Genomic DNA, 11,195 nt, shown 5'->3' on the forward strand with positions numbered 1-11,195 from the left:
GTTTCTTCTGGTGGAATAACTATTCTGCTGCGGTCAGTTTGGTTTCAACAAAGAAGCCTAATGCCTTGTACTTCTCATAACGCTTAGCGTACAGAGCAGCCTGTGCAGCGTTAGGATGGTATTCTGCATCAAAGCCCTGGCCCATTGCGTCCATAGCTTCTTCTACCTTGTTATAAACACCGGCAGCAGTAGCAGCAAACATAGCTGCACCCAGTGCGCAGGTTTGCTCAGATTTATGAATACGGATAGGCATGCTCATAACATCTGCCATCATTTGCATAATGAACGGAGATTTTTTAGCCACACCACCCATACCAATCAGCCCTTTTACAGGTACGCCTTGTTCTACAAAGCGATCCGCAATAGCTTTTGCACCAAAACAGGTTGCTTCTACAATAGCGCGGAAGATACGTGGGGCACTGGTACCCAGGTTTAAACCTGCTACAGCACCTTTCAGCAGTTGGTTAGCATCAGGAGTTCTTCTGCCGTTTAACCAGTCTACCGCCAGTTCGCTGTTCTCATTCCAGTCCAGCGCAGCAGCCTGCTGGCTTAATACAGGAATGATATTGTTGAGTGTTTCCTGAATCAGTTGTTCTTTAGTCTGGGCGTCCAGTAAGGCGGACTGACCAATGATCTGCTGTACAGGCCATGCCAGTACGTTCTTAAACCAGGCATAAGCATCACCAAAAGCACTCTGACCAGCTTCCAGACCCAGCATTCCCGGAATAATAGAACCAGGAACCTGACCGCAGATGCCTTTTACCAGCGTGTCTTTGATTTCTTCAATAGGCGCTACCAGCATGTCGCAGGTAGAAGTACCCATTACCTTACTCAGGTGGTAAGGCTCAATCTGGCCGCCTACTGCACCCATGTGACAGTCAAATGCGCCTACGCCAATCACCACATCAGCAGGAAGGCCCAGTTTAGCGGACCATTCTGCACTGATAGTGCCGGCAGCCTTATCGGAAGTATAGGTTTCTGTAAACAGTCTTTCAGTAACGCCTTTCAGCAATGGATCCAGTGCTGTGAAGAAATCTTCCGGAGGTAATCCGTTAAATTCTTTAGCCCATAAAGCTTTGTGGCCGGCAGCACAAACGCCGCGGCGTAGGGCATTTACATCGTTACCGCCGGTAAGCAGAAACGGAATCCAGTCGCAATGTTCTACCCAGGAGTAGGCAGCGTTACGGATTTTTTCATCTACGCGGGAAATGTGCAGCAGTTTAGCCCAGAACCACTCTGAAGAATAGATACCACCCACAAATTGAAGATAGTTAGGCTGGAACTTCTCCGCATGCGCGTTGATTTCAGCCGCTTCCTTCACAGATGTGTGGTCTTTCCACAGAATGAACATAGCGTTCGGGTTCTCGGCAAATTCCGGTAACAGTGCCAGAGGCGTACCTGTTTTGTCTACTGCAACAGGAGTAGACCCTGTGGTATCTACCGAAATAGCTTTTACATTGGCTGCCACAGCCGCTCCGGCCTGTGATAAACAGCTCTTGATGGTTTGTTCCAACCCTTCAACGTAGTCGAGGGGGTGTTGTCTGAACTGGTTGGTCTGGGGGGCACAATAACGGCCTTCTTTCCAACGGGGGTAGTAGAATACAGCGGAAGCGATTTCCTGTCCGTCAGCCGCATTTACTAAAATAGATCTTACGGAATCTGTTCCGTAGTCTACGCCGATTACAAAGGTTTCCTGTTTCATACAGCGAATAATAGTGTCAAAGTAACACTTGCAATGTTAGATAAAAAAATCTATTCCGCGTACGGTTTGTTATTTACTTGTTAACCCCTTATTTCAGGTTATGCGGATTGGGAATGAAATTCAGAAAGGCGTTGAACTTCTTCTGGTACTTCTTCTTGTCCAGTTTAAAGTAAAAGGCGCCCTTTTTAGAGGTTTCTTTCTCTTTTTCCTTTTGTTTAACCAATAATCCGGTAGAAAGTACCTTTCTGCTGAAGTTTCGTTTGTCCAGTACTGCATCATACACGCCTTCGTACAGACTCTGCAACTGTGGAAGGGTGAATTTGTCGGGCAGCAATTCAAACAGAATAGGGTGGATGGCTGCTTTGTACTGCAGTTTTTCCCGCGCCATATCTATCATATCCCGGTGGTCAAATATCAGGGACGGCGTTTTTGCCAGTTGAAACCACTCTGCATGGAATTCGTCGCTCAGTTGCTGCTGGTATTTATTAATATCAATGAGGCTGAAATAGGCTATGGAAGCAATACGGTCTGTTGGGTCGCGGTCAGGATTACTGAATGCGTATAGCTGTTCCATATATACATCTTCCAGACCAGTTAGCTGTTTTAAAACACGGGTGGCGGCGTCTTCAAAGCTCTCTTTGGGCTGTACAAAACCGCCCATGAGGCTCCAGCGTCCTTTTTCGGGTTCAAATCCTCTCTTAATAAGCAGTAATTTCAGCTCCTGGCCGTCAAATCCAAAAATGATGCAATCAACCGCTACCAGTAATTTATTTTGCCTGGAATGATTTGTCATGTTGAAAAGTAATAAATTCTTTTTGATAAGCCAGCGGACTTTTGCCGGTTATTTTCTTAAAGTACTTGTGGAAACTGGTAAAGTTATTAAAACCGCTTTCGTAACAGAGTTGTTTTATACTCCGGTTGTTTTCGATCAGCAGTTTGCAGGCATGGCCTACCCGTATTTCAATCAGAAACTGTGAGTAGGTTTTGCGGGTGCGTGATTTAAAGTAACGGCAGAAGGAGTGGGGGCTGATATTGGCCACCGCTGCTACTTCCTCCAGATTAATTTTCCGGTGAAAGTGTTTGAGAGAGAAGTCGTAGATATTATTGATCCGCTCGTTCTCGGAAGATTCTGCCTGGTGTTTAAAGCCGATAGAGGATAAAGGTTGAATCTGTTCTTCCTCAGCAATGGTCAACAAAGCCTGTAAAAGCAGAATAAGACGGGTAGTGCCTTCCGCTTCCAACAGTTGCTCCAGTAAAACAACCACCTTTTCCCGGGTGGCTCCGTTGATTTGTAGTCCCCGGCCAGCCTGTTCCAATAAACCCTTAATCTTCACATTTTCCGGCAAATCAAGGAATCCGGGGCCCCAAAAATCCTCTCTGAAGTGTGCTACCCTAGAATCAGGGTGTAAAGGCCCGTTCTCTGTAAAATATTCATTATCAAACCGCCAGTAATGAGGCAGATTGGCGCCTATTAGTATCAGATCTCCCGCTTTAAACCGGGTAATGCTGTCTCCGACAAATTGTGTACCTGCCCCTTTCCGGAAATGGATCAGTTCTATTTCAGGATGGTAGTGCCAGCGGTTGTTGATGTCGGGCACAACGTCTCTACGCACGCTGAACGAATGCTGTGGCAAGCCGCGGGGAACTTTTAAAAGCTGTGGTCTCATTCAACTGAATGTACTGTATACGGCTTAAAAGTAGGAAGAATGTGCCAAATAAGCTGAATTATTCCGTTCTGGGATGAAACAGGTAAAGGGTGGGATGAGCATTCTGCCATGGGGTATCCGGGCCTTAAATAAGGGGATTTGTAATATGTTGGTCGTACATATTAATTAAATTAAATCAGTGTTCTTGTAATGTAGTGAAATATAGTAGTTAGGATATATTGATATTATTGTATAAGAAGAAAAATGCTGGAATATTCGTGTTATGATTACGATTTAAAATATTCTTTAACTGATTCATTATTAGGCGACTGTTGAGTGCGCTTCTATATTTGCGCACACACGTACGACCCTTAAACCCATCATACCCCATTGTATGCACAGGCACAGGGCTCTGCGTTGAACCCCCTGTTGTATGTTGCTGAATATCCTAACCCGTTTCTTATACAGGTTTATTATGCCTGTATTCGTATTGTTTTGTGTAGCTGGTGATGCCATAGGGCAAACCAATGGTTACATTTACGTGCATCTGAGGGCTCTGAATGAAGAGTCTTCTGTCGACTTCCCGTTTACAATTACGGGAGGGAGCACAACTATTCCCTCGTTTTCACTGAACGACCAGCCGGCTATCTTAGGTTCGGTTACCGACCTGGGTGTTGGGCATGGCGTATCTGCTGCTGTACCCGGCGGAGGCGATGGTGAATTGTGGGTGGTAATGGACAATGCGAGGATATATCGCAGACGGGCGGCCAGCAGCCAGTGGCAGGCAATTACAGCAACAGGATCTGTAAGAGCTATTGATGGCGCCGGGCCTGGAACCTGCGTATATGTAAACTGGGATGGAAATGCATACTACTACAATGGGACGTCTTCACAATTGATTTATGCTTTTACGGGTTCGGGTACTAACAATTCAAGGGCAGTTGATATTAGTTACGGCAACGGGCGTATTGCCATAGCACGTGAAAACGGCACTATTTACACCAACCAATCAACCAATCCTGCTTCCTATACAGATGCATGGAATAACCGTTCTATTACAGGTACTGCTACTGCATTAGATATTTTGCCTTCTGATGGTACTATTGTTTACTATAATTCCGGCGATGCCAATGCTTACAAAGTAGCTTTTGGGCTTGGCCTGGCATATACTATTGGCAGACCTAATTCAACAGATGTTTGTTTTGACGATAATGGCAACGTGTATTCCAATGGTTACAGATATAATAATGTCGGTACTTCCTGGAGTACGGATGCTACCCGGGGAACTTCTTTTAACAGATGTACCGGGGGCGCTGGTGGTCAGGTATGGAGCAATCAGACGATTGCCAACACGGCGGGGTCTATCTTTACCCGTGTTCCTTCTAACGGATTGTGGATTGATGACGAACGCGTGAGAACCAGCTATGCAGATAACTCTATATTAATACCTGTTGCGGCCGGAACTTATACACTAAACGTACCTAATGTAGCTACATGGGATTTGGGCGGGGTAGATGTGTACGATCCTACCAATAATTCAACCTATAGCGTTGCCAATAAAACGGTTACTACAAACGTAGCTTCCGGCGAAGTGGTGCATGTGGTGTTGTATGAGAATAAGCTTATTTCGCTGTCTATTGCCAAGAACTGTACAGAATCGTCTGTAGAAGATTTTGGCACGGGTGCATCAGTGCCTTCCAATGTAACCTCTTATCACTACCTGAATCGTACGCGATTGGAGGATGGTTATTATTCTATCCAGAAAAGCACAGGCGGATGGGAGAATTCAACCCTTACAGATCATACCACAGGTACGGGTAATTTTATGATTGTGAATGCCAGCTACCAGCCAGACGAATTTTACAGAAAACGACTGGTAAACCTGGAGATTGGGCAGCCGTATATAATGACGTTTTATGTGGCCAACCTGAGCCCGACCGCCGGGTTGTTACCTAACGTAACGGCAGCGGTGGCTGATATTGATGGTACTATTAAGTCAAGCATGAGTACCGGTAACGTTACCAGTTCAGGCTGGACCAGGTATACATTTAATTTTACCGCCAGCAGTACTACACATGACGTTTACCTGAAAAACAATGCGAATGGTGGGGGAGGTAATGACCTTGCCCTGGATGATATTTCTATTAGTCCGCTTACAGGAACTATTGACGACAATACTATTGAAGGGAATGCTGACCGGTTGAAACTTTGCCGGGGAACCAACTATACATTTTTAAACTCTGCACCGGGAGGGGTATGGACAATTACTTCGGGTACTAACGTAGCCTCCATCAACTCTTCTACGGGCGTACTTACAGGTAACAATACCGGTTCGGCTACGGTAAGGTATGAAGTAACCAGTTCTGTAGGTTGTAAAGCAAACACCAGTACCGTTGTTCAGGTGATTGTTGCGCCTACAGCGTCCGTTACAGCATCATCACCTGTTTGTATAGGAAATGATGTGAACCTTACCGCAACGGCAAGTTCGGGAACGGCCCCGTTAAGTTATTCGTGGAGTGCCAGTTCAACCGATGCCGGATTAAACAATAGTTCAACCTTAAGTACCAGTGCTACGCCCACCGCATCCGGCACTTATACGTATGCTTTAAATGTTTCTGACGCCAATGGCTGTACCGGTTCTGGTACAAGAAGTGTAACGGTAAACCCGTTACCTGCCGCCAGCATTTCTTATTCGTCGCCCAGCTTCTGTGCTACCGGAACTACCAATGTAACCAGAACAGGAGCTTCCGGGGGAAGATATACTTCTACCACCGGCTTAAGCATTAATGCCACTTCAGGCCAGATAAATCTGGGTAACAGTTCACCCGGCGATTACGAAATTACGTATACAGTAACAGCTAACTCGTGTACCAGTACTGCAACAACCAATGTTACTATAATTGGGTATCCTGCAACTTCTTCTATAAGTGCACCGGTTAACGCTGTGTGTGAGGGCAATACAATACAGCTGAGCCATGCTACCCCTGATGGAACCTGGAGCAGTAATAATAATAGTTATGCCACTGTAGATGCCAATGGAGTGGTTACCGGAATTAGTACTGGCAGTACTACTACTAATTCAAGAACTGTAACTATCAGTTACGTATATGGCAATGGCTCGTGTACCAGATCAGCCACTACAAATATTACGGTAAGAAGAATGCCGGATGCAGGTTCGTTTACCCGTGATTACGAAGTGTGTGTGGGCAGCAATACTACCATACCCAGCCCATCCAGTGGTGGTAGCTGGAGTTCGGGCAATACTTCCATTGCTACGGTAAATACAAGTGGGAGGGTAACCGGCGTTGCCGTTGGAGAGACTACTATCTCTTATACAATAAATAACAGTGGATGTATCGATGTGGCTACCACCACCGTTACTGTAAATGCCTCTACCGTGGGTGCAATAACCGGTGTTACAGATTTGTGTGTGGGATCCACTTCTCAATTAAGCAATTCCGTTCCGGGAGGCATCTGGACTAATACCAATAGTAATATAGCCACTGTTGATGCCAATGGTTTGGTAACTGCCCGGGGCCGTGGCCAGGCAGAGGTTAGGTATACAGCAGCTTGTGGTAACAACTTCAGAACTGTTACTATAAGAGTGGGTGATATGAATACCCGGGCTATTACTACCAACAATAATACTTCTTTTTGTGTGGGAGATAATATCTGGTTAACCAGTAACAGTAATTACGGGGGTACGTGGAGCTCTGATGATGCTTCCATTGCGGCTGTGAATTCAAATGGGCAGGTAACCGGTAACAACCCCGGTACTGTTAATATTAATTTCAATGCTAACGACAATGGCTGTTTATCTACCACTTCACGGGAAGTAACTGTAAATGCTATTCCTGTTGTAAGTGCTATTAGCGGTAACGTTAATTTATGTAAATATGCTACTACCACTTTAACCGGAAACCCTGCAGGAGGTACATGGAGTGGAACAAACAGCAATATAGCTTCTATACATCCTACAACTGGCTTGGTAACAGCCGGAGGAGGAATAGGACACGCAGTTATCACCTATACCTATAGCAACGGAGGTTGTAGCAGAAGTGTTCAAACGAATGTGTATGTAAACGAACCATCATCCAATGTTGGAACAATCAATGGAGGCAATGCTGTTTGTGCCGGCGGATTTATTCAGTTATCCAGTACGGGTAATAGTGGAACATGGAGCAGCAGCGACAATAGTATGGCTACTGTTACTTCTAACGGTGGCGTAACAGCAGCAGCCAATGCATCTGGCCAGGTTACTATTTATTACTCCGTAACCAATGGCTCCTGTACTTCCAGCGCTACTAAAACCATAACAATAAGTCAGGCCCCCAGCGCAACTATTTCCTACTCCGGATCACCTTTCTGTGCAACCGGTACAGCCCTGCCAACCGTAACAGGAACTGCCGGAGGTACTTTTAGCGCGGCCTCGGGCCTTTCCATCAGCAGCAGTACGGGTGAGATTAATCTTGCTGCAAGTACTGCAGGTACTTATACTATTACTTATACTTTAAATACATCAGGCTGTACCAGCAGCACCACTACAAGTGTAGTGGTTAGGGCGCTGCCTGTAGTGCCTGCTATTACCCCAGCTGTAGCAAGTGTATGTGTTAATAGTTATGTGTTGCTAAGTAACTCAACAGCAGGCGGTAGCTGGAGTAGTGATAATATTAACACTGCTACGGTAGATGCCACGGGTAATGTAAGAGGGATAGCAACAGGTACAGCAACTATAACTTATACAGTAGTTAGCAATGGATGTACCAGAACCACTACACGTAATGTTACGGTAAACGCCCTGCCAACTGCCACTATCTCTTACAGCGGATCTCCTTTCTGTGCAACCGGAAGGGTTAGTGTAACCCGTACGGGAAATACGAACGGTAGCTATAGTTCAACAAGCGGTTTATCGCTGAACAGTACAACAGGCGAGATAAACCTGGGCGCAAGTGCAGCAGGCAATTATCGCATCTCGTACTCTTTTACAGATGAAAATACAGGTTGTAGCAATATTACTTATACAGATATTGTTGTAAATGCCTTACCTGGTATGTCTAAAACCAGTGGTGGCAGAGAGGTTTGCGTGGGTAGTACCATTACACTCACTAATAGTAGTACTATTAATGGTGTAAGCGGTGCCTGGAGTAGTAGTGATGTAAACATTGCTACTGTAGCTAATAACGGAGTTGTGCGTGGTGTTAATACAGGTAATGTTGTAATTGCTTATACTTTAACTAATGATAAAGGTTGCGTAAGCCAGGATACCGCACGCGTAGCGGTAAACGCTTTGCCGCAGATGGTGAAGACCACTGGTTCCCGTGTGGTGTGTGCTGGTAGCGCTATTACTTTGAGTAATGCCACTGCTGGCGGAACCGGAGTATGGAGTAGCAGCGCTACTGGTGTTGCCACTGTTGATAATAATGGTGTAGTTCGTGGTGTCGGTGCCGGTAATGTGGTGATTACTTATACTGTAACCACTGGTTCAGGTTGTGTAAGCCAGGATACTGCCCGCATAACTGTAAACGCTTTACCTCAGATGGTGAAGACCGCTGGCCCTCGTGAAGTATGTGCTGGTAGTACTATTACATTGAGTAATGCTTCCACTGGTGGAACGGGTGTATGGAGCAGTAATGCTGCTGGTACAGCCACTGTTGATAATAATGGTGTAGTTCGTGGTGTCGGTGCCGGTAATGCAGTAGTTAGTTATACTGTAACCACTGGTTCTGGTTGTATAAGCCAGGATACTGCCCGTATAACTGTAAATGCTTTANTCTGCTGGTTCTGCGGTTATCACTTACACTGTAACAATCGCAAAAGGTTGTGTAAGTGTTGATACCGCTCATGTAGCTGTAAATGCTTTACCTGAGATGGAGAAGAGTATTGGCTTGCGTGAGGTATGTGCCGGAAGTACGGTTACGCTGACAAACGGCTCAACTGGTGGTACTGGTGTATGGAGCAGCAGTGCTGTAAGTGTTGCTACAGTGGATAATAATGGATTAGTTCGTGGTGTAGGTGCCGGTAATGCGGTAATTACTTATACTGTAACCACTGCCAAAGGTTGTGTAAGTGTGGATACTGCTCACGTAGCTGTAAATGCTTTACCAGAGATGGAGAAGAGTGCTGGCGCGCGTGAGGTATGTGCCGGAAGTACGGTTACACTGACAAACGGCTCAACTGATGGAACCGGTGTATGGAGCAGCAGTGCTGTAAGTGTTGCTACAGTGGACAATAATGGATTAGTTCGTGGTGTAGCTGCTGGTAACGCAGTGATTACCTATACTCTGACCACTGCCAAAGGTTGTGTAAGTGTGGATACTGCTCATATAGCTGTAAATGCTTTACCAGAGATGGAGAAAAGTATTGGCGCGCGTGAGGTATGTGCCGGAAGTACGGTTACGCTGACAAACGGCTCAACTGGTGGTACTGGCGTATGGAGCAGCAGTAATACTGGCATAGCCACAATAGATAATAATGGTGTTGTTCGTGGTTTAACTGCTGGTTCTGCGGTTATTACTTACACTGTAACCACTGCCAAAGATTGTGTAAGTGTCGATACTGCGCACGTGCTGGTAAATGCTTTACCAGAGATGGAGAAGAGTGCTGGCCTGCGTGAGGTATGTGCCGGAAGTTCTGTTACGCTGACAAACAGCTCAACTGGCGGTACTGGTGTATGGAGCAGCAGTAATACTGTTGTAGCCACAATAGATAATAATGGATTAGTTCGTGGTGTAGCTGCTGGTAACGCAGTGATTACCTATACTGTAACCACTGCCAAAGGTTGTGTAAGTGTGGATACTGCTCATATAGCTGTAAATGCTTTACCAGAGATGGAGAAGAGTGTTGGCCTGCGTGAGGTATGTGCCGGAAGTGCTGTTACACTGACAAACAGCTCAACTGGTGGAACTGGTGTATGGAGCAGCAGTGCTGTAAGCGTAGCTACTGTAGATAATAATGGTGTAGTTCGTGGTGTCGGTGCCGGTAATGCGGTAATTACTTATACTGTAACCACTGGTTCTGGTTGTGTAAGCCAGGATACTGCCCGCATAACTGTAAATGCTTTACCAGAGATGGAGAAGAGTGTTGGCCTGCGTGAAGTGTGTGCGGGAAGTGCTGTTACACTGACAAACGGCTCAACTGGTGGTACTGGCGTATGGAGCAGCAGTAATACTGGCATAGCCACAATAGATAATAATGGTGTTGTTCGTGGTGTAACTGCTGGTTCTGCGGTTATTACTTACACTGTAACCACTGCCAAAGGTTGTGTAAGTGTGGATACTGCGCACGTGCTGGTAAATGCTTTACCTGAGATGGAGAAGAGTATTGGCTTGCGTGAGGTATGTGCCGGAAGTGCTGTTACGCTGACAAACGGCTCAACTGGTGGTGTTGGCGTATGGAGCAGCAGTGCTGTAGGTGTAGCTACAGTAGATAATAATGGATTAGTTCGTGGTGTAGCTGCTGGTTCTGCAGTGATTACCTATACTGTAACCACCGCCAAAGGTTGTGTGAGCCAGGATACTGCCCATATAGCGGTAAATGCTTTACCAGAGATGGAGAAGAGTGTTGGCCTGCGTGAGGTATGTGCCGGAAGTGCTGTTACGCTGACAAACAGCTCAACTGGTGGTACTGGCGTATGGAGCAGCAGTGCTGTAANACCTCAGATGGTAAAAACCGCTGGCCCTCGTGAAGTATGTGCCGTTAGTACTATTACATTGAGTAATGCTTCCACTGGTGGAACTGGTGTATGGAGCAGCAATGCTACTGGTATAGCCACTGTAGATAATAATGGTTTGGTTCGTGGTGTCGGTGCCGGTAATGCAGTAATTACTTATACTGTAACAACCGGTTCA

At 46.0% G+C, this 11,195-nt stretch carries 5 protein-coding genes; 2 read left to right on the plus strand and 3 right to left on the minus strand.

Annotated elements, in window-relative coordinates; genetic code table 11:
- Positions 1 to 19: 19 nt before the first annotated feature.
- From IEY13_RS29665 to IEY13_RS29675, 3 genes are all read right to left on the minus strand, one after another.
- A complete protein-coding gene (locus IEY13_RS29665) occupies positions 20 to 1,702 on the minus strand; it encodes a ribulokinase (protein ID WP_188959401.1) in 1,683 nt (560 codons plus the stop codon).
- A gap of 88 nt (positions 1,703 to 1,790) precedes the next feature.
- The gene (locus IEY13_RS29670; RefSeq protein ID WP_188959402.1) at positions 1,791 to 2,495 is read right to left on the minus strand and encodes an NUDIX hydrolase; all 705 of its coding nucleotides are present in this window, start codon (positions 2,493 to 2,495) and stop codon (positions 1,791 to 1,793) included.
- On the minus strand, positions 2,470 to 3,369 hold the full coding sequence (locus tag IEY13_RS29675; RefSeq protein ID WP_188959403.1) for an AraC family transcriptional regulator: 900 nt from the start codon (positions 3,367 to 3,369) through the stop codon (positions 2,470 to 2,472). Before IEY13_RS29675 ends, IEY13_RS29670 begins: the two co-directional genes overlap by 26 nt.
- Positions 3,370 to 5,350: 1,981 nt before the next feature.
- Between IEY13_RS29675 and IEY13_RS29680 the strand changes: the two genes are divergently transcribed.
- On the plus strand, positions 5,351 to 9,181 hold the full coding sequence (locus tag IEY13_RS29680; protein ID WP_444542343.1) for a beta strand repeat-containing protein: 3,831 nt from the start codon (positions 5,351 to 5,353) through the stop codon (positions 9,179 to 9,181).
- A gap of 34 nt (positions 9,182 to 9,215) precedes the next feature.
- The coding region (locus IEY13_RS29685; protein WP_188959405.1) for an Ig-like domain-containing protein at positions 9,216 to 11,195 on the plus strand (1,980 nt) is incomplete at its 3' end.

The sequence above is a fragment of the Filimonas zeae genome (assembly GCF_014641615.1).
In the GTDB taxonomy this organism is placed as follows: Bacteria; Bacteroidota; Bacteroidia; order Chitinophagales; family Chitinophagaceae; genus Filimonas; species Filimonas zeae.

Bases quoted from the DNA above. Each gene is read 5' to 3' on its own strand.
- IEY13_RS29665 (WP_188959401.1), bottom strand. From the start codon at position 1,702: ATGAAACAGGAAACCTTTGTAATCGGCGTAGACTACGGAACAGATTCC.
- IEY13_RS29675 (WP_188959403.1), bottom strand. From the start codon at position 3,369: ATGAGACCACAGCTTTTAAAAGTTCCCCGCGGCTTGCCACAGCATTCG.
- IEY13_RS29670 (WP_188959402.1), bottom strand. From the start codon at position 2,495: ATGACAAATCATTCCAGGCAAAATAAATTACTGGTAGCGGTTGATTGC.